Here is a 19,319-nt window from a genome sequence, read left to right on the forward strand (position 1 = left end):
AGGAGACCGGTGGGGGTGGACACGAGTGGTCCCCTGCCGGCAGTCGACAGACGATGCCCGCCCCCACCGGCCTCTCACCACCCACTCACGGGAGGGGACGGGCCGGAGGGGCAGGGGTTCCGGACGTAAAGCGAAGCAGTCCGGAACCCCTGCCCCGGAGGACCGTCACCGCACCCGACAACCCACGCCCGCCGCAGGCGCAACGGCGACAAGCCACCACGGCGGGAAAGCCAAAAACGTGCGGGGAACGCCGGCCGCCAAGGCCACGGCGCCGCAGACAAAAACGTGGGAAGTCAAGCCAAGCGCAGCGGAACGTCAGCCAAGCGGAACCCCAGCCTCCAAATGCAGTGGGCAGCCGCGTTCGCGGGCTCGTAGGGCCCAGCGCAGGCGGTTCCAGCGGACCGGTGGCAGCATCCGCTCGGCCTCGGCCTCGGTGACGAAGCGCCAGTCGCGCAGTTCGGAGCCGGGCAGCAGCAGCTTGCTGATCCGGTCGTCGGTGAGGGTGCCGCCGTCGTAGAGCAGTCGCAGGCCGCCGAAGCCGGGCGGTTGCGGGGCCTCCCAGTCCAGCACCAGGAGCCGGGGCGCGCGCGGCAGCTCGATGCCGAGTTCCTCGGCGACCTCCCGTACGCCGGCGTGGGCGGGCGGCTCCCCGCGTTCGACGACGCCGCCGGGGAACTCCCAGCCGGCCTTGTACGTGGGGTCGACGAGCAGCACCCGGTCCTGGTCGTCGAAGAGCAGTACGCCGGCGGCGAGCGTCTCGGCGGTCGGCTCGGGGGTCTGCACGATGTCGCAGGCGCCGGCGCCTGTCCGGACCGCCTCGGCGACCCGTTCGGCGGCCTGTCGGGGCGTCAGCCGGGTGGTGTCGACGACGTGCGCATCGTCGGTGAGCCACGCCAGCGCGTCGGCGTACAACCCCAGGTGTTCCAGGCTCCAGCGGCGGGTGGACTCCTGGGTCCCGGGGTCTCCGGGTTGCTCGGCGCGGTGCGCTATACGCTGCCGAAGGATCGTTTCCTCCGCATGCAGCAGGATGTGCCGTACCGGTATCCGGCGGGCGGCGAGGGCGCCGAAGATCTCGTCGCGGTAGTCCTGGCGCAGCAGCGTCATCGGCGTCACCAGGGGGCCGGGGACCTCGGTGAGCAGCGCCGCGGCGGTGTCCACGACCATCCGCCGCCAGGACGGCAGGTCCTGATAGTCGTCGACCTCCTCCAGCCGCTTGGCCGGCAGCATCAACCGCAGGCCGGTGCCGATGAGTTCGGGGTCGTAGAGCGTGCTTCCGGGAAGCAGGTCGAGCAATTCATGAGCCGTACTGGTCTTGCCCGCACCGAACGTGCCGTTCAGCCAGACGATCACGGTTTCCCCTCTTCCCTAGACCCAGGTGAGTTGCCCGCAACACCCTGCCACGGAAACGCCGGGGACCAGGGGCCGCGCGCACGACCAGGAACGTTGCGCATTCGACCACCGGCCCGGCCAGGGAGCTTGCGCACACCCGTGGACGCACCGATCGTGAAATGCATCGCGAGGGGGGTACCGGTCTCGTCTCCCCCGCCGCGAAGCCCCCGGCAAACAAGCGCTCCCCCGCCCCTCCAGTACCGAAACCCTCACCCGCACACCCGGTGCTTGTACCCGCGCCGGCATACCGGAATCCGCATATGACGGCGGCGCGTCGGGCGGGCCGCGATCGCTGCCTCGCACGGCCGCTACCCCTTGCTCGCGCCCAGCGTCAGTCCGGCGATGAAATGCCGCTGGAGGAGCAGGAAGACCAGGATCGTCGGTAGCGCGACGAGGATGGAGCCCGCCGCGAGCAGGTTGTAGTCGGTGAAGAACTGGCCGCGCAGATTGTTCAGCGCCGAGGTGACCGGGAGTTTGTCGCCGTCGGAGAGGAAGACCAGGCCCCAGAGGAAGTCGTTGTACATCCAGGTGAATTGCAGGGTGCCCAGCGCGGCCAATGCGGGGCGGCAGAGCGGAAGGGTGACGCGCCGGTACTGCGTCCAGACACCGGCGCCGTCGACGATCGCGGCCTCCAGGATTTCCCGCGGCAGGGTGCGCATGAAATTCGCCAGGACGAAGACGCAGAAACCGAGTTGGAAGGCGATCTGTACCGCGATGACGGCCCAGAGGGAGTCGTACAGCGTCATCGAGTCGGACATCCAGTACGGCAACGGAATCCTGTTGAACAGGACGTAGAGCGGGGTGACGATCACCTGTTGGGGCAGCAGGTTTCCGGCGGTGAAGACCATCAGCAGGACGACGCCGAAACGGATGCGCAGCCGGGACACGGCGAAGGCCACGAAGGATGCGAGGAAGAGGGTGAGCAGGACTCCGGGAACGGCGATGAGGAGTGAGTTGAGGAAGTACTTGCTCATTCCGGAGTCGACGAATGCCTGGCGGTAGTAGTCGAAGGAGAGGTGGCGCGGGAGGGAGAAGTAGCCGTGTGCGGCGGTCTCCTCGTAGGGGCGCAGCGAGGCGTAGACGGCCAGGAGCAGCGGGGCGAGGAAGGCCAGGGAGACGGCGAGCAGGAAGATCTGGACGCCGAACCGTCCGCGGGGTCGGGCCGGGACGGGGCGGCCGGGCGCCGGGCGCGGGGCAGGGAGGACGGTCATCGGTGCTGCTCCCCTCGGATTTCCTGGACGAGATAGGTCACGATGAAGCCCAGTGAGACCAGGAGCAGGACCACGGCGATCGCCGAGCCGAATCCGATCCGGCTGGCCTCTCCGACGATGTTGTCGGTGACGAGTACGGACAGCAGTTCCAGGCCGTTGCGGCCCTTGTTGACGGCGTAGACGATGTCGAAGGCGCGCAGCGACTCGATGACGGTGATGACGCCGACGATGACGTTCACCGGCCGCAGGGTGGGCAGGACGACCCGGAAGAATGCCTGCCGTTCGCTCGCGCCGTCGATGGCGGCGGCCTCTTTGAGGCTGGGGTCCACGGATTTCAGGCCGGCGAGATAGAGAATCATGACGTAGCCGGTGTGCCGCCAGCAGGCGGCCAGCAGCACCATCCAGATGTTGAGTCCGGGGTCTCCCAGCCAGTCGGTGGGATTCTTTCCGCCGATGACGGCGTTCAGCGCGCCCTGGTCCCGGGAGAGAATCAGCTGGGCGATGAAGCCGACGACCGCGAGCGAGAGCACCACCGGCATGTAGAGCGTCGACTGGTAGAAGCGGCTGAAGCGTACGCCGCGGTCGATGAGGACGGCGAGCAACAGGCCGAAGGGCGCGGCGAGCAGCCCCAGAAAGGCCAGCCACAGCAGGTTGTGGCGGACCGCCGGCCAGAACTGTGGGTAATCGGTGAAGAGGTCCTGGTAATTCTTCAGTCCGGCCCAGTGGATGTCGCCGATGCCGTCCCAGGTGGTGAAGGACAGGCCGACGGAGGCGAGCGTCGGACCCCAGATCAGGGTGAGGTCGAGCAGGATCGGTACGCCCAGCAGCACGCCGAGGACGGCGAGGTCGCGGCGGGTGTGCCGCCGCGCTCTCGGCCGTCCGGCGTGCCGTACGGGGGTTTTCGGCACGGCGGTTCGCTCCCCGTCGTTCACGGTGCACGGCCGTCGACCGGCGGTGCGCCTGTGGTGGCCATCGGGCGGCGCGCTCACTCGGCCGCGAAGATCTGCTTCTTCTGGCGTTCGATGTCGTTCACCAGGCCGTCGATGTCGTCCGGCGCGTTGAGGAACCGCTGGATCGCCTGGATCATCACGGTCGAGGCGAAATCGGGCCGGGTGTCGCGGTCCATGAACTGCGATATCTGCCGGGCGCCCGCGACGAGTTGGACGGCTTTCTTCTGCAACGGGGTGTAGGCGGCGGTGTTCGCCCCGCTGTTGACCGCGATGTTGTTGGGGTCGGACTTCAGGTAGACGTCCTCCGCCGCGGGCGTGGCGAGGAACGTCAACAGGTCCTTCGCGCCGTCCTTGTCCCTGGCCTTCTTCGACATCAGAAATCCGTCGATCGGCGCCTCGACGGCGTCCTGTCCGTGCGCCGGGTCGATTTCCGGGAAGGGGAAGAAGTCCAGGTCCGCGCGGTCGGCGGGGCTGAACTGCTGCCCGGGGTGCGGAAGTCCGAGAACGGTCATGCCTGCCTTCTTCTGCGCCAGGGCCTGTGTGGCCTCCTGCCAGGTGCGGCCGTTGGCGCCCTTTTGGTGGTAGGGCAGCAGTCCGCGCCACAGGTCGAAGACCTGCTTGACCTGCGGGCTGTTCCAGGATTTCTGGCCCCGCATCAGCGCGATGTGGAAGTCGTAGCCGTTGGCGCGCATATTGAGGTAGTCGAAGGTGCCCATCGCCGGCCAGCCGTCCTTGTCGCCGAAGGCGAACGGCACCAGCCCGTCCTTCTGCATCTGCCGGGCGAGCGCCCGGTACTGGTCGAAGGTCTTGGGGACGTCGTACCCCTTTTCCTGGAACACGCTCTTCCGGTGGAAAACGGCCCAGGGATAGTAGTAGTACGGCACCAGGTACTGCTTGCCGTCCAGGCCCGTCGACTGTTTCTTCAGCGCCGCGGAGAATCCGTCGAAGTCCCGCCAGAGGTCGCTGATGTCGGTGAGCAGTCCCTTCTGCGCGAAGTACTGCATGCGGTTTCCGGCGAACCACATGAACACGTCGTCGGGGGAGCCCTGGAGATAACGGTTGATGTTCTCCTGGAAGTTCTCGTGATTGACGGTGTTGACCTTCACCGTCTTCTTCGACTTCTTCTCGTAGGCCGCGAAGGCCTCTGCGAACGCCTTCTTCGGCACGGCGTCCGAGGCGTTGGAACCGATCGTGATGCCGTCGGGGCCGCCGCCGCATGCGGTGAGCAGGGACGGGAGGGCCACGGCACCCGCGCCGAGCGCCGCGCCCCTCAGCAGCGTCCGGCGGGACATCCGACGTCCTACCGCTCCCCCGTACGCGGCTGCGCCGCTGAACGTTGACTGGGCCATGTCCCCCTCCTCAGGGGTGGAACCAAACAGAACCGAACGCGAGTGGTGGGATCTCACTCCGAACGGGACGGTGCGTCAAGGGTTTTGACAGGCCAAGAGGGAACCGTTACCGCTCCTCTTCCAACAGACTCCAACAAGCCCTACCGTAAACACTCGCCAGTGACAGGTACACGTCCCCACACACACCTCTCACGAAGACGGAGGACGCGAACCATGCGCGTTCACTTCCGCACCAGCCACGGGCGGCGCCACCGAAGAATCGTCGGAGCGCTGTCCGCCGCGTTGCTGTGTACGGCCGGGGTGACCGCCCTGCCAGCCGCGGCGAACACGCCCCCCGCCCCGAGCCCCGCCGGCGCCCCGCGCCCCACCCCGGCGCCCCGGCTCCCCGGCGGGCTCGCCGCGACACCCCCGATGGGCTTCAACAACTGGAACTCCACCAACTGCCGCGCGGAGTTCAACGAGGACATGGTCAAGGGCATCGCCGACCTGTTCCTCGCCAAGGGCCTCAAGGACGCCGGCTATCAGTACGTCAATCTCGACGACTGCTGGGCGCTGCCCACGCGCGACGGGAACGGCAAGCTCGTACCGGATCCGCAGCGCTTTCCGCACGGCATCAAGGCGGTCGCCGACTATGTGCACTCCAAGGGCCTGAAATTCGGCATCTACACCAGCGCCGGCATCAAGACCTGCAACCCGGCCGGCTTCCCCGGCGGACTCGGCCACGAGCGGTCCGACGCCCAGCAGTTCGCCGACTGGGGCGTGGACTACCTCAAGTACGACAACTGCAATAACCTGGGCGTGGACGCCAAGCAGCGGTACCGCACCATGCGGGACGCGCTGAAGGCCACCGGGCGCCCCATCGTCTACAGCATCTGCGAATGGGGCGAGAACAAGCCCTGGGAGTGGGCGTCGGACGTAGGCCATCTGTGGCGTACCACCGGCGACATCAGTGACTCCTGGTCGAGCATGCTCGGCATCGCCAAGCAGAACCTGCCGCTGGCGCCGTACGCCGGCCCCGGGCACTGGAACGACCCCGACATGCTGGAGATCGGCAACGGCGGGATGACCGACACCGAGTACCGCACCCACTTCTCCCTGTGGTCGATGATGTCCGCGCCGCTGCTGATCGGCTCCGATCTGCGCAAGGCCGCCCCGGAGACCTTCGAGATCCTGTCGAACAAAGACGTCATCGCCCTCGACCAGGACGCCCTGGGCAAGCAGGCCACCGTGCTGGCCTCCGAATCCGGCCGCTGGACGCTGGTCAAGCAACTGGCCGACGGCGCCCGTGCGGTGGCGCTGTTCAACGAGACCGACCAACCGCAGCGGATCTCCACCACCGCCGCCGCCGCGGGCCTCCCACAGGCCGCCGGCTACCGGCTGCGCGACCTGTGGCAGCACCACGACACCCACACCACCGGCACCGTCTCCGCGACCGTGCCCGCCCACGGCACCGTCGTCTACCGCGTCACCGCCGACGCGCACTGGGCGAGCTACCCGCCCGCCGTCGAGACCGGCACCGACCGTACGCCGCTGGTCGAGGCCGGCACCCCCACCGGTCTCCGCTCCACGGTGCGCAATCTCGGCGGCACCCCCGCCGAGCAGCTCACCGTGACGCTCCGTGCCCCACGGGGCTGGCAGGTCAAGGCCACCTCGCCCGCGACCTCCCGTGCGCTGCCCGGCGGACGGGCGCTCACCACCCGCTGGCGGATCACCGCACCGGCCGGCGCCGCACCCGGCCGCTACGCCCTGCCGCTCACCGCCGCCTACCGCTCACCCCGCGGTGCGCGGGTCACCGCCACCCTGCCCGGCACCGCCCACATCGTGGTACCGCCGCCGGCCGGGACCACCAGCGCCGCCGCGCTGCCCTGGCTGACCGCCGGCAACGGCTGGGGCCCGGTCGAGAAGGACACCAGCGTCGGGGAGAGCGACGCCGGCGACGGCCGGCCGATCAGCATCGGCGGCACCGGCTTCGCGACGGGCCTGGGCACCCATGCGACCAGCGAGGTCGGCTTCTACACCGGCGGGCGCTGTACCGCCTTCAACGCCCGGGTCGGGATCGACGACGAGGTCGGCGACCGGGGCTCGGTCCGCTTCGAGGTGTGGGCCGACGGCGCCCGCGTCGCCGGGACCGGCACGGTGACCGGCACGGACGCCGCCACGGCGGTCCACGCCTCGATCGCCGGGGCCCGGACCGTCCGGCTCGTGGTGACCGACGGCGGGGACGGCATCGACTACGACCACGCCGACTGGGCGGACGCCACGTTCACCTGCTGAGCGGCGCATCGAGCGGCCGGCTGCCGGGCGGGCGTACGGCCCCCGGCAGCCGGCCTTCGCGAGCGCGGGTCAGCAGACCGGCAGTCCGGGGATGGGCTGGTCGTTCGCGCCGCCCTTGAGGTAGACGACGCTCACATAGACCCCTGTGTTGCCGCTGTCGTCGTCGGTCTTGGCCCACCAGACGTTGGTCCACTTCCCGTACGTCTCACGGCGCCCCAACTGCGCCTGGCAGTAGAAGTAGTTGGTGCCCATGTTCAGGGTGCCGACCTGCTGGAAGGACTGGGTGTACGAGTTCGCGGTGCGCCAGACGTCGCAGTTGGTCTTGCCACCGCCGATGGACACGCACGACGTCGACGGCGTCGGGTCGCCGCCGCTGCCGCCGGTGGCGGTGGTGCCCCCGGAACCGTCCGTGCCGCCGGAGCCGCCGCCGTGCGCACCACCCGAGGCGGTGCCGCCGTCGGTACCGCCGTGGCCGCCGCTCGTACCGCCGCCGGTGGTGCCGGAACCTCCGTCCGCGCCACCGGGCCCGGGGGCCGGGGACGCTCCGCCGTCCGAGGGCTTGCCGGACGTGGACGGCGACGCGCCCCGCCCGTCGCCCTTCCCCTTGCCGGCCTCCCGCTCCGGGTGCTTGGGATCGGTCCTGCCGGTGGCCACGCTCGGTGTGCCCGGCCCACCGGGTGTCGAAGCCGGCGCCGCCGACTCCCGCCCGCCGTTCGCGACGGTGTCGCTCGGGCCGCCGCCGACCAGCGCATACGTCACCCCGCCGCCGGCCGCCAGCACGGCGAGCACCGCAGCCACGGCGAGCACGACACGGCGGCGCCCACGGGCCGGCAGCCGCTCGGTGTCCCGCTCGGACGGGCTCCCCCGGTACGGATGCGTCTCCGTACTGCCGACCGGCGGACCCGCCACCACACCGGGCGGATCGCACGCCTGGCCGGCGGTGGAGTAGGAGAACCCCGGCGCCTGCGCAGGGGCGGGGGCGGCGGGCGGCGTCTGCGCGGACATGGGCTGCGGGGCCGGCGCCGACGGGGACTGCCCCTGGCCTCCGGGGCCACCCGCCGGCCAACCAGCCGGTGGCCCAGCCGCGTTGGCACCTCCGGCAGGGCCGGCCGCGCCCCCGGCACAAGTGGCACCGGCGGCGTCGGCCGGCGGGTCGAACGGCTGTGGCGGAGGCGGCGGGGCGACCGCCCGCAGGTCCGTCGCCGTGGGCAGGTGCGGCGCGCCGGGCGTCGGCATCGGCGCGGGCTCGCGGCCCTCGGCCACCGCCCGCAACAGGCTCCGGGCCTGCGCGGCGGACGGCCGGTCGGCCGGGTTCTTGGCCATCAGGGCGTGCAGAACGGGGGTGAGCGGGCCGGCCCGGCGCGGCTCGGGCAGCGGCTCGGTGACGATCGCGGTGAGCGTCGACCACACCGAGGTCCGGCGGAACGGCGCGCCACCGCCCTCGACGGCCGCGTACAGCGTCATGCCCAGCGACCAGATGTCCGAAGCCGGAGTGGGGTCCTGGCCCTGCGCCCGCTCGGGCGGCAAGTAGTCGAGCGAGCCGACCAGTTCGCCGCTGCGGGTGATGTTGGTGGTCGCACCGTCACCGGGCGCCTCGATGCTGGCGATGCCGAAGTCGGTGAGCACCACGCGCCCTCCCCCAGTGCCTGAACGGCCTGGGCGGTGCCCCCAGCCGTCCAACAGGACGTTGCCCGGCTTCACATCGCGGTGCAGCACGCCGACCTGATGGGCGGCGTCCAGGGCGTCCATCACCTCGGCACCGATCCGGGCGATCTCCCGGGGGTCGAGGCTGCGCTGCTCCAGGGCGTCGTCCAGCGACGGGCCGTCCACCAGCTCCATCACGATGACCGGCCGGCCGTCCTCGTCGATGACGTCGTGGACGGTGACCACACCGGAGTGCCGGATGCGCGCCGCGGCCCGCGCCTCGCGCTGCATACGGGTACGCAGGTCGGCAAGTTCGGGGGCGGAGGCATCGGTGTAGGCACGCAGGACCTTCACCGCGACCTCACGGCCCAGCACCTCGTCGACGGCGCGGCAGACCACCCCCATGCCACCGCGCCCGATCCGTCCGGTCACCCGGTACCGGCCGCCGAGCACACGCCCGGTCAGATCGGCGTCGGTGCCGGGCGCCGGCCCGCTCGCGGCGGCGGCCACCGGCGCGCCGTCGGCCGCACCACTGCCGGCGTCCGGCGGCGGGGTGCCGCCCGCCGCCCCGGGCCCGCTCGGGGCGCTCGCGCCACCGGCCTCGTCCGCCCCGTGCTGCTCGCGCTCCCCCGGTGTCACCGTCGCCGATCCCCTCGATACCCGTAGCTCTGCCGGTACGCCGTGCCCGCCCGCACGTCGACGAAGCGTCGTCGTGCATCGGCGCACGGTGCGGTCGGCACCAGACTACGGGGCGCGCGGGGGCCCGTGGGTGCCGTCAGGGTGCAGGGGCGAAGGCATCGAGACGGGACTGTTGTGCAGCGGCCGCGGCGGCGCCCACCACCCCGGCGTCCGTCCCCATTTGGGCGGGTACGACCGTCAGCCCCGAGACGAACGACAGCGTCGCGTAGTCGCGCAGCGCCGAGCGCAGCGGGGCGAAGAGGACGTCCCCCGCGCCCGCGACCCCGCCGCCGATGACCGCGATGTCGATCTCGACGAGCGTGGCGGTGGCCGCGATCCCGGCCGCCAGCGCCTGGGCGGCACGCTCGAAGGAGCGCAGCGCGATCCCGTCCCCCGCGCGGGCGGACGCGGCGACCGCGGCCGCACTGGCGTCCCCGTCGGGGCCCGGCAGCCAGCCGTTGGCCAGCGCCCGGCGGGCGATGTTGGGGCCGCTGGCGATCCGCTCGACACAGCCACGGGCCCCGCACGGGCAGAGGTCCCCGTCCAGATCGACGCTGATGTGGCCGATGTGCCCGGCGTTGCCCGTCGGACCCGGGTGCAACCGCCCGTTGAGGACCAACCCCCCACCCACGCCCGTGGACACGACCATGCACAGCGCATTGGCGTGGCCGCGCGCGGCACCCTGCCAGTGCTCGGCCGCGGTCATCGCCACGCCGTCGCCCACCAGCACCACCGGGCGCTCGCCGACCAGCTCCCGGACCCCGGCCACCAGTGGGAAGTCGCGCCAGCCGGGGATGTTGACCGGGCTGACCGTGCCGGCCACGGCGTCCACCGGGCCCGCACTGCCGATGCCGACCGACGCCACCCGCGCCCAGTGGGGCCCCGCGGACAGCTCCCGGACCACCTCCGCCACCGCGCGCATCACCGTCGCCCCGTCCGCGCCGGCCGGGGTGGGCCGACCGGCCCGAACGACCAGTCTGCCGTCCGCGTCCACCAGAGCGCCGGCGATCTTGGTGCCGCCAATGTCCAACGCTGCGCTGAGGTCCGTCTGCATCGGTGTGGAATCTCCTGGTGGGCCTGGGGGCCGGGGGTACCGGCCCGGCATGTGAACGCCAGTCTTCCCTCGATTGACAACGTTGTCTAGAGGCTATGCTCGACGCCACACCTCGACGCCGAGAGAAACAGGACCGCACACCGTGACCGACACCGCGCGGGGCACGTCCCGCCGCTATGGCACCCGGCCCACGATGAAGGATGTCGCGGCGCGCGCCGGGGTCGGCCTCAAGACGGTCTCCCGTGTGGTCAACGGCGAACCGGGCGTCACCCCGGACACCGAACGGCGCGTCCAGGAATCCATCACGGCCCTGGGCTTCCGCCGCAACGACTCCGCCCGCATCCTGCGCAAGGGCCGTACGGCCAGCATCGGCCTCGTACTGGAGGACCTCGCCGACCCCTTCTACGGCCCGCTCAGTCGCGCCGTAGAGGAGGTCGCCCGCAGCCACGGCGCCCTGCTGATCAACGGCTCCAGCGCCGAGGACCCGGCCCGCGAACAGGAGTTGGTGCTCGCGCTCTGCGCCCGGCGGGTCGACGGCCTGGTCGTCATCCCGGCCGGTGACGACCACCGGTACCTCGAACCGGAGATCGCGGCCGGCATGGCGACCGTGTTCGTGGACCGCCCGGCCGGCCGGATCGACGCCGATGCCGTGCTCTCCGACAACTTCGGTGGCGCACAGGACGCGGTGGCCCACCTCATCGCCCACGGCCACCGCCGGATCGGCTTCATCGGCGACCAGCCGCGGATCCACACCGCGCGAGAGCGGCTGCGCGGCTATCGCACCGCAATGGCCGCCGCCGGCCTGCCCGTTGACGACTCCTGGGTCTCCCTGGGCTCCACCGCCCCAGACCGGGTGCGCGCCGCCGCCACCGCGATGCTGGACGCCCCCGAGCCGGTCACCGCGCTCTTCGCGGGCAACAACCGCGTCACCGTCACCGCCGTCCGCGTCCTCGGCGAACGCCCCCGGCCGGTCGCGCTCGTCGGCTTCGACGACTTCGAGCTGGCCGACCTCGTCCGGCCCGCGATCACGGTCGTCGCCCAGGACCCGGCCCGCATGGGCCGGACCGCCGCCGGCCTGCTCTTCCGCCGCCTCGAAGGCATCGCCGAGCCCCCGCACAGCGTGGAGATCCCCACCCGCCTGATCGCCCGCGGCTCCGGCGAGATCTTGCCCTTGGCTTGACCTCCCCACGTTTTCGGCCGCCCCGCCGTGGATGTTGCTCGCCGTTTGGCCTGGCGGCCGGCCGTTGTCGGCTTTCTCGCCATTGCGCCTGCGGCGGGCGGTTGCCGCTGCGCGGGGCTGTTCGGCTGCGGGTGCGCCCCTCCGGACTTCGTCCTGCGGTCCGCCCCCTCCCGTGGATGGGTGGAGAAGACCGGTGGGGGTGCCCGTAGAGCGTCGTCTACGTGCAGTGGACCACTCGCACCCGCCCCCACGACCGCCTTTCCTCCCACTCGCGGGAGGGGACGGGCCGGAGGGGCAGGGGTGTGGGACGTAAAGCGAAGCAGTCCCACACCCCTACCCCGGAGGCCCGGCACCGCACCCGACAAACCCCCGCCCGCCGCAGGCGCAACGGCGAGCAACACCCACGGCGAGAAGGCGAACAACGTGGGGAGAACGCCGGCCGCCAGGCCACGGCGGGAAAGCCAAAAACGTGGGAGGTCAGCCAAGCGCAGCGGACCGCCGGCCGGTGAGCACCTCAAGTTCCCCCCGGCTCAACCCGGTGAGGCGGGTGACCTCGGCGGAGTCGACCGCGCCGCAGTCCAGGCCGCGCAGCAGGTAGCCGCTGAGCGCCTTGGCGGTGGCGGGCTCGTCCATGACGTCGCCGCCGGCCTTGGCCACGTACGCGGCGAGCCGGGCCGCGGCCTGCTCCAGGCCCTCGCGGTAGAAGGCGTAGACCGCCGCGTAGCGGGTCGGCAGATGGCCCGGGTGCATGTCCCAGCCCTGGTAGTAGGCGCGCGCCAGCGAGCGGCGGACCAGGCCGTGGTGGAGCCGCCAGGCGTCGTGCACCTGGGCGGTGGGGCCGACCGGCAGCACGTTCGTCGAGCCGTCGGACAGCCGGACGCCGGTGCCCGCGGCGGCCACCTGCATCACGGCCTTGGCGTGGTCGGCCACCGGGTGGTCGAGGGACTGGTGGGCGGCGCTGACGCCGCAGGAGGCGCTGTAGTCGAAGGTGCCGTAGTGCAGGGAGGTGGCGCGGCCCTCGGCCGCCTCGATCATGCGGGCGACGGTGGCGCGGCCGTCGGCGCCCAGGATCGCCTGGGTGGTCTCGATCTGGATCTCGAAGCCGATCCGGCCGCTCTCCAGGCCATGCGCCTTCTCGAAGGCCTCCAACAGCCGGACCATGGCGGTGACCTGCTCCGCGTAGGTGACCTTGGGGAGCGTGAGGACGAGGCCGTCGGGCAGTCCGCCGGCCGCCATGAGGCCGGTGAGGAAGATGTCGAGGGTACGGATGCCGCGGTCCCGGACGGCGGCCTCCATGCACTTCATGCGGATGCCCATGTAGGGGGCCGCGGTGCCTCCCCCAGCCTCCGGCCGGGAGGTGCCCCCACGGAAGGCCTCGGCGACCAGAGCGGCGGCGCGGGCGGCGGCCTCGTCCTCCTCGGCGTCGGGGCGTGGCCCGTAGCCGTCCTCGAAGTCGATCCGCAGGTCCTCGACGGGCTCGCGGGTCAGCTTGGCGCGGACGCGGTCGTGGACGTCGGCGGCGAGTTCGTCGGGCAGACCGAGGACGGCGGCGAGGGCGTCGGCGTCGGGGGCGTGCTCGTCGAGGGCGGCTAGCGCCTGGTCCCCCCAGGAGCGCAGGGTGTCGGCGGCGAAGACGTCGCCGGGGACGTAGACCGTGTGCACCGGCTGGCGGGTGCCGGGGTCTCCGGGGTAGCGGCGGGCCAGGTCCGCGTCCACCTCGGCGAGGGCGGCTCCGATCCCCTCGCGTACGGTGTCCGCGAGGCTCGTCGCCACGGTCTCCTGCTGCCCCATTCGATACCCTCCCGGTGGTGACGCCCGGGACCCTCGCCCGCACGTTTTTCCGCTTAATGGAATCAACAATCCGTAGAGCGAAGTTATCCGGGTCAGTTGGCGAGGTCAACACCCCCCGCGCCGAGGCGGCGCAGGTCACGGGCGCGGCGCCACCGCCCGGAAACCCCATGGCGCCCCGCGATCATCGCCGCCACAATCGCCGTCATGACCTGGATCGCTCCCTCCCTCACGCGCAGAGACCTCCCGACCGTCGCCGGCGAACGGCAGATGCTTCAGGGCTGGCTCGACTACCACCGCGACACCCTGCTCACCAAGTGCGCCGGCCTCAGCGCCGACCAGCTCATAAAGGCCAGCAGCGCGCCGTCCACCCTCACCCTGCTCGGCCTGGTGCGCCACATGGCGTGGGTCGAACGCGTCTGGTTCCGCCGGCGCTTCGTCGGGGAGCAGGTCAGCGCCCTCTACGCCACCAAGGACGACCCCGACGCCGACTTCAACGACCTCGACCCGGCCACCGCCGAGGCGGACTTCGCCACCTTCCGCGCCGAGATCGACGCCTGTGACGCGGCGGTGGCGGACCACGGGCTGGACGAGACGTTCCAGGCCTCGGGTGGCCGCACGCTCTCCCTGCGCTGGATCTACGTCCACTTGATAGAGGAGTACGCACGCCACAACGGGCATGCGGATCTGCTGCGCGAACAGATCGACGGAGTGACGGGCGACTAAGATCACCGCTCTGGAACACGATCACGGCCGCGGTCCGGCCACGGGCACTGCCGCCCATGCCCGGACCACGTCGGCCGTCGCACCACAGGAGGACCCGTGCCCGTAGTCGTCGCCACCATCAGGACCAAGCCCGGCCGCCGTGACCACGTCCTCGATGCGTTCCGCCGGCACGCCCCCGCCGTGCACGCCGAGCCCGGCTGCCTGCTCTACGCGGCGCACGCCGGCGACGACCGCGTCACCGTCATCGAGAACTGGGCCGACCAGGCGAGCCTCGACGCGCACTCGGCGGGGCCGGCACTGGAGGCGCTGGGCGCGGAGATCGCGGAGGCGCTGGCCGCGCCGTTGGACATCGCGGTGCTCCAGCCGGTACCGGCCGGCGAACCGGGCAAGGACCGACTGCCCAACACCTGAGGCGCCCAGAAGCACGAGGCCCCGTACGCAGCGCGCGTACGGGGCCTCGTGCCTGGGGCCGCGGCCCCAGGCGTCTGCCGAAGCGACCCCGAGGGGCCGGACGGGTTCAGCCCTTGCGGGCCTTGACCTCTTCGGTGAGGGCCGGGACGACGTCGAAGAGGTCGCCGACGACCCCGTAGTCGACCAGGTCGAAGATCGGCGCCTCGGAGTCCTTGTTGATGGCGACGATGGTCTTCGAGGTCTGCATACCGGCGCGGTGCTGGATCGCGCCGGAGATGCCCGCCGCGATGTACAGCTGCGGCGAGACCGACTTACCGGTCTGGCCGACCTGGTTGGTGTGCGGGTACCAGCCGGCGTCCACCGCGGCGCGCGAGGCACCGACGGCCGCGCCGAGCGAGTCGGCGAGGGCCTCGATGACCGGGAAGTTCTCGGCGCCGTTGACGCCGCGGCCACCGGAGACCACGATCGCGGCCTCGGTCAGCTCCGGGCGGCCGGTCGACTCGCGCGGCGTGCGCGAGACGATCTTGGTGCCCTTGGAGGAGTCCGCGATGGTCACCGCGAGCTGCTCGACGGTGCCGGCGGCCGGCGCGGCCTCCGGAGCGGCCGAGTTGGGCTTGACGGTGATGACCGGGGTGCCCTTGCTGACGCGGGACTTGGTGGTGTACGAGGCCGCGAAGACGGACTGGGTCGCCACCGGGCCCTCGTCGCCGGCCTCCAGGTCGACGGCGTCGGTGATGATGCCGGAGCCGATGCGCACCGCGAGGCGGGCACCGATCTCCTTGCCCTCGGCGGAGGACGGCAGCAGCACAGCAGCCGGGGAGACCGCGTCGTAGGCGGCCTGGAGCGCGTCGACCTTGGGGGCGACGAGGTACTCGGCGAACTCGGGAGCGTCGGCGGTCAGCACCTTCACCGCGCCGTGCTCGGCGAGGACCTTGGCGGCCTCCTCGGCGTTCGCGCCGAGGTGGACGGCTACCGGCTCGCCGATGCGGCGGGCGAGGGTGAGCAGTTCGAGGGTGGGCTTGCGGACGGCGCCGTCCACGTGGTCGACGTAGACAAGGACTTCAGCCATGGGATTGCTCTCCTGCGGGAAGAATGCGGGCGGTTGAGGTGCGGACGGGCCTTAGATGAACTTCTGGCCCGCGAGGAACTCGGCGAGCTGCTTGCCGCCCTCGCCCGCGTCCTCGACGATCGTGCCCGCCGTACGGGCCGGGCGCTCGGCCGCGTCCTCGACCTTGGTCCAGGCGCCCTCCAGGCCGACCTCGTCCGCGTCGATCTCCAGGTCGTCCAGGTCCAGGGACTCCACCGGCTTCTTCTTGGCGGCCATGATGCCCTTGAAGGAGGGGTAGCGCGCCTCACCCGACTGGTCGGTGACGGACACGACAGCCGGCAGCGCGGCCTCCAGCTGCTCGCTGGCGGTGTCGCCGTCCCGGCGGCCGGTGACCTTGCCGCCGGCGACGGAAACCTCGGAGAGCAGGGTGACCTGAGGGACGTTCAGCCGCTCGGCGAGCAGCGCCGGCAGCACGCCCATCGTGCCGTCGGTGGAGGCCATACCGCAGACGACCAGGTCGTAGCCGGTCTTCTCGATGGCCTTGGCGAGCACGAGCGAGGTGCCGAGCGCGTCGGTGCCGTGCAGGTCGTCGTCCTCGACGTGGACGGCCTTGTCGGCACCCATCGACAGGGCCTTGCGCAGCGCGTCGTTGGCGTCCTCGGGGCCGACGGTCAGGACCGTGATCTCCGCGTCGTCGTCGGCGGCTTCCTTGATCTGAAGGGCCTGCTCGACCGCGTACTCGTCGAGCTCCGAGAGCAGACCGTCCACGTCGTCACGGTCGACGGTCAGGTCCTCGGCGAAGTGCCGGTCGCCGGTGGCGTCGGGCACGTACTTCACACAGACAACGATCCTCAAGCTCACGCCGGCTCTCCTACCTGCTTCGTCTCTTCAGAACTGCCTTGTGTTGGCAGCATAGGCGCCTGTTGGGGCGGCTCCCGGTCGGATGCGGTTCCCCACGCCGACCGTCATATTACTCGCCAGTACATCCAGTCTTGTGCCCCGAATCAAGGCCGTCGAAATGTGACCTTGCCAACGGCCCCGAACGCGGGAAACAGGCACCGCGCAGGAACCCCTCAGTCCCGCAGCGCGTTGAAGCGGCCCTGGTGGTAGAGGAGGGGACGGCCGGGCACCGAGGGGTCGCCGACGACGGGCTGGGCGAGGACGATCCGGTGGTCGCCGGCCGGCACCCGTGCCACGACCCGGCACACCAGCCAGGCCAGCACGCCGTCCAGCAGGGGCACGCCCTCGGGACCCGTCCGCCAGGAGGTGGCCGGCCCGAAGCGGTCGGCGCCGCTGCGCGCGAAGGTGGCGGCCAGCTCCTGCTGGTGCTCGCCGAGTATGTGGACCCCTATGTACGCGGCCTCGGAGACGGTCGGCCAACTCGATGCGCCGGTGCCGATGCCGAACGACAGCAGCGGCGGTTCGGCGGCGACGGAGGTGAGGGAGGTGGCGGTGAAGCCGACCGGGCCGGAGCCGTGTGCGGTGATCACCGCGACGCCGGCGGCGTGCTGCCGGAAGACGGAGCGCAGGAGTTCGGGGGAGGCGGTGCGGGGCGTACCGAGATCGGGCGAGGCCGTCATGGAGTTGTCCTTCTGCTGGGGCGGACGAGCCGAGGCAGGGCCTGGGCCGGCCGTACGGGGGCCGGCGGCTGGGGTGTCGTCGGTGCTCACACGCCCGGACAGCGGGCACTGGCGGTCCGCAGCAGGTCCACGTGGGCGCGTCCGTAGAGAAGGAATCCTTGCCGCATCACGTCAGAGTGACGATGCGTGACCCACAGCGTCAAGGGCCACCCGGCATCTGGGAGATCAATCACGGACGGCCGCCCCGAGCGCCGCGATGACATCGGCCTTGCGGGGCTGGCCCGAGGCGCGGCGCACGATCCGGCCGGCCGCGTCGAGGACGAGCACCGTGGGGGTCCGCAGGACGTTCAGCTCCCGCACGAGGTCGAGGTGGTCCTCCGCGTCGATCTCGACGTGCGCCACCCCCTCGACCATGCCGGCGACCTCGGCGAGGGTGCGGCGGGTGGCCCGGCAGGGTTGGCAGAAGGCACTGGAGAACTGGAGGAGGGTGGCCCGCTCCCCCAGCTCCGCGCCGATCTCGGCCGCGCCCAGCCGCGGCAGCCCGTCCCCATCGTCCTGATCATCCAGGTTTTTCCGCTTCTGCACCGTCAGCCTCCCGTTACGGCGTTGGTGCCACACGCCGAAGGCGCTCGCCGCCACGAGTACCGCGATGCACACCATGAGTCCTGTCATCTCCGGGTGCAGCGTTCACGAGACCGCAAAGATTCCCGGCCCCACGAACGGCCCGGTCTGCGGGAGGGTGGGGGCATGACTGCGGACAGGACTGTGGTGGACGTACGGGGCGCGAGGTTCGGGGCGGTGCTGACGACCGTCGTACTGGCGGCCGTGCTCATCAGCGGCAGCGACCGGCTGCTCGCCTTCCAGGCGCTGGTCTTCGCCGTGGGGGCGCTGGCGGGCGTCCAGCACGCGCCCTACGCCTGGCTGTTCAGGGTGGCGGTCCGCCCGCGGCTGTCCCCGCCGTCCGCGTTCGAGGACGCCGCTCCGCCGCGCTTCGCCCAGAGCGTCGGGCTGTTCTTCGCCCTGGTGGGGCTCGTCGGGTACGCCGTGGGACCGCAGTGGCTGGGACTCGCGGCCACCGCCTGCGCGTTCGCGGCGGCCTTCCTCAACGCCGCTTTCGGGTACTGCCTGGGGTGCGAGATGTATCTTCTGTTGCGGAGGGCGACCGGCTGATCCGGTCGCCACGTGACGAGAATCTCCCGACCGCGGCGCCCGGGACGCTGGCCGCCGCGGCCGCGATGGGGCACGATCTCCCGAAAGCCGCAGTTACGGCTGCGTAGGTTTCCGCCGGGAGAACCCTCCCCAGGCACGGAAAAGGGGTCCCCCGCACAATGGCAGAGCTCGTCTATCCGCCCGTGATCGGCGCCGCGCGTACCGTCTTCAAGGCGCTCGACCTCAAGTTCGACATCGCCGGGACGGACCACATTCCGCGCCGCGGCGGGGCGGTCCTGGTGAGCAATCACATCGGGTACCTGGACTTCGTCTTCGCCGGCCTGGCGGCGCGGCCCGCCAAGCGACTGGTGCGCTTCATGGCGAAGGAGTCGGTGTTCCGGCACAAGGTGTCGGGGCCGTTGATGCGGGCGATGAAGCACATTCCGGTGGACCGCGCCCAGGGGATGCACGCCTACAAGCACGCGCTGTCCGCGCTGCGTTCGGGCGAGATCATCGGTGTCTTCCCGGAGGCGACGATCTCCGAGTCGTTCACCCTGAAGAACTTCAAGTCGGGTGCGGCGCGACTGGCGCAGGAGGCCGGCGTACCGCTGCTGCCGGTGGCGCTGTGGGGCACCCAGCGACTGTGGACCAAGGGCCACAAGCGCAACCTGGGCCGCAACCACTTCCCGATAACCATCCGGGTCGGCGAGCCGCTCGAGGCCGATCCGGCCGAGCAGGCCGAGAAGATCACCGACCGTCTGCGGTCCCGGGTGCAGGACCTGCTGGAGGCGGCCCAGCGCGCCTACCCGGTACGCCCCAAGGGTCCGGACGACACCTGGTGGGTCCCCGCCCACCTCGGCGGCACCGCACCGGCACCCGGGGCGTAAC

Annotated in this window: 17 protein-coding genes; 6 read left to right on the top strand and 11 right to left on the bottom strand. The window is 71.5% G+C overall.

Annotated elements, in window-relative coordinates:
- Nucleotides 1–315: 315 nt before the first annotated feature.
- The 4 genes from AB0C96_RS03965 to AB0C96_RS03980 form a co-directional block, all read right to left on the bottom strand.
- Nucleotides 316–1,350, bottom strand: coding sequence for an NUDIX domain-containing protein (locus AB0C96_RS03965; protein WP_362913400.1), 1,035 nt, complete (start codon nt 1,348–1,350; stop codon nt 316–318).
- A 347-nt stretch (nt 1,351–1,697) separates the two neighbouring features.
- Nucleotides 1,698–2,600, bottom strand: a complete 903-nt coding sequence (locus AB0C96_RS03970) for a carbohydrate ABC transporter permease (RefSeq protein ID WP_362913401.1) — start codon at nt 2,598–2,600, stop codon at nt 1,698–1,700.
- Nucleotides 2,597–3,508, bottom strand: a complete 912-nt coding sequence (locus AB0C96_RS03975) for a sugar ABC transporter permease (protein ID WP_362913402.1) — start codon at nt 3,506–3,508, stop codon at nt 2,597–2,599. Before AB0C96_RS03975 ends, AB0C96_RS03970 begins: the two co-directional genes overlap by 4 nt.
- Nucleotides 3,509–3,585: 77 nt before the next feature.
- Nucleotides 3,586–4,842: an ABC transporter substrate-binding protein gene (locus AB0C96_RS03980; RefSeq protein WP_362913747.1), complete on the bottom strand. Its 1,257-nt coding sequence runs from the start codon at nt 4,840–4,842 to the stop codon at nt 3,586–3,588.
- Between the two features lie 270 nt (nt 4,843–5,112).
- Between AB0C96_RS03980 and AB0C96_RS03985 the strand changes: the two genes are divergently transcribed.
- Nucleotides 5,113–7,173: an NPCBM/NEW2 domain-containing protein gene (locus tag AB0C96_RS03985; RefSeq protein ID WP_362913403.1), complete on the top strand. Its 2,061-nt coding sequence runs from the start codon at nt 5,113–5,115 to the stop codon at nt 7,171–7,173.
- A gap of 69 nt (nt 7,174–7,242) precedes the next feature.
- Here AB0C96_RS03985 and AB0C96_RS03990 read toward each other — a convergent pair whose 3' ends face one another.
- On the bottom strand, nt 7,243–9,456 hold the full coding sequence (locus AB0C96_RS03990; protein ID WP_362913404.1) for a serine/threonine-protein kinase: 2,214 nt from the start codon (nt 9,454–9,456) through the stop codon (nt 7,243–7,245).
- 136 nt (nt 9,457–9,592) lie between these two features.
- Nucleotides 9,593–10,549 carry an ROK family protein gene (locus tag AB0C96_RS03995; protein WP_362913405.1) on the bottom strand — a complete coding sequence of 319 codons (957 nt, stop codon included), beginning with the start codon at nt 10,547–10,549 and terminating at the stop codon, nt 9,593–9,595.
- 142 nt (nt 10,550–10,691) lie between these two features.
- Between AB0C96_RS03995 and AB0C96_RS04000 the strand changes: the two genes are divergently transcribed.
- Nucleotides 10,692–11,729, top strand: coding sequence for a LacI family DNA-binding transcriptional regulator (locus AB0C96_RS04000; protein WP_362913407.1), 1,038 nt, complete (start codon nt 10,692–10,694; stop codon nt 11,727–11,729).
- A 477-nt stretch (nt 11,730–12,206) separates the two neighbouring features.
- On the opposite strand, the gene AB0C96_RS04005 is transcribed toward AB0C96_RS04000, so the two are convergent.
- Nucleotides 12,207–13,520, bottom strand: coding sequence for an aldolase/citrate lyase family protein (locus tag AB0C96_RS04005; protein ID WP_362913409.1), 1,314 nt, complete (start codon nt 13,518–13,520; stop codon nt 12,207–12,209).
- Between the two features lie 204 nt (nt 13,521–13,724).
- Between AB0C96_RS04005 and AB0C96_RS04010 the strand changes: the two genes are divergently transcribed.
- Nucleotides 13,725–14,243 (top strand): DinB family protein, encoded by a 519-nt coding sequence (locus AB0C96_RS04010; RefSeq protein WP_362913411.1) that lies wholly within the window; start codon nt 13,725–13,727, stop codon nt 14,241–14,243.
- Nucleotides 14,244–14,339: 96 nt separating this feature from the next.
- Nucleotides 14,340–14,654, top strand: coding sequence for a putative quinol monooxygenase (locus tag AB0C96_RS04015; protein ID WP_362913412.1), 315 nt, complete (start codon nt 14,340–14,342; stop codon nt 14,652–14,654).
- Nucleotides 14,655–14,760: 106 nt separating this feature from the next.
- On the opposite strand, the gene AB0C96_RS04020 is transcribed toward AB0C96_RS04015, so the two are convergent.
- From AB0C96_RS04020 to AB0C96_RS04035, 4 genes are all read right to left on the bottom strand, one after another.
- Nucleotides 14,761–15,723, bottom strand: coding sequence for an electron transfer flavoprotein subunit alpha/FixB family protein (locus AB0C96_RS04020; protein WP_362913414.1), 963 nt, complete (start codon nt 15,721–15,723; stop codon nt 14,761–14,763).
- Between the two features lie 51 nt (nt 15,724–15,774).
- The gene (locus AB0C96_RS04025; RefSeq protein WP_362913416.1) at nt 15,775–16,563 is read right to left on the bottom strand and encodes an electron transfer flavoprotein subunit beta/FixA family protein; all 789 of its coding nucleotides are present in this window, start codon (nt 16,561–16,563) and stop codon (nt 15,775–15,777) included.
- 212 nt (nt 16,564–16,775) lie between these two features.
- Complete coding sequence (locus AB0C96_RS04030; protein ID WP_362913418.1) at nt 16,776–17,282, bottom strand: flavin reductase family protein; 507 nt, start codon at nt 17,280–17,282, stop codon at nt 16,776–16,778.
- Nucleotides 17,283–17,507: 225 nt separating this feature from the next.
- Nucleotides 17,508–17,954 (bottom strand): thioredoxin family protein, encoded by a 447-nt coding sequence (locus AB0C96_RS04035; RefSeq protein WP_362913419.1) that lies wholly within the window; start codon nt 17,952–17,954, stop codon nt 17,508–17,510.
- Nucleotides 17,955–18,029: 75 nt separating this feature from the next.
- Here AB0C96_RS04035 and AB0C96_RS04040 point away from each other — a divergent pair, with 75 nt between their 5' ends.
- Both AB0C96_RS04040 and AB0C96_RS04045 read left to right on the top strand, forming a co-directional pair.
- Entirely contained in the window at nt 18,030–18,452 is a 423-nt protein-coding gene (locus AB0C96_RS04040) for a DUF4395 domain-containing protein (protein WP_362913421.1), read from the top strand.
- Nucleotides 18,453–18,610: 158 nt separating this feature from the next.
- Nucleotides 18,611–19,318: a lysophospholipid acyltransferase family protein gene (locus AB0C96_RS04045; RefSeq protein ID WP_362913423.1), complete on the top strand. Its 708-nt coding sequence runs from the start codon at nt 18,611–18,613 to the stop codon at nt 19,316–19,318.
- Nucleotide 19,319: the final 1 nt, after the last annotated feature.

The sequence above is a fragment of the Streptomyces sp. NPDC048506 genome, assembly GCF_040651315.1.
GTDB lineage: Bacteria > Actinomycetota > Actinomycetes > Streptomycetales > Streptomycetaceae > Streptomyces.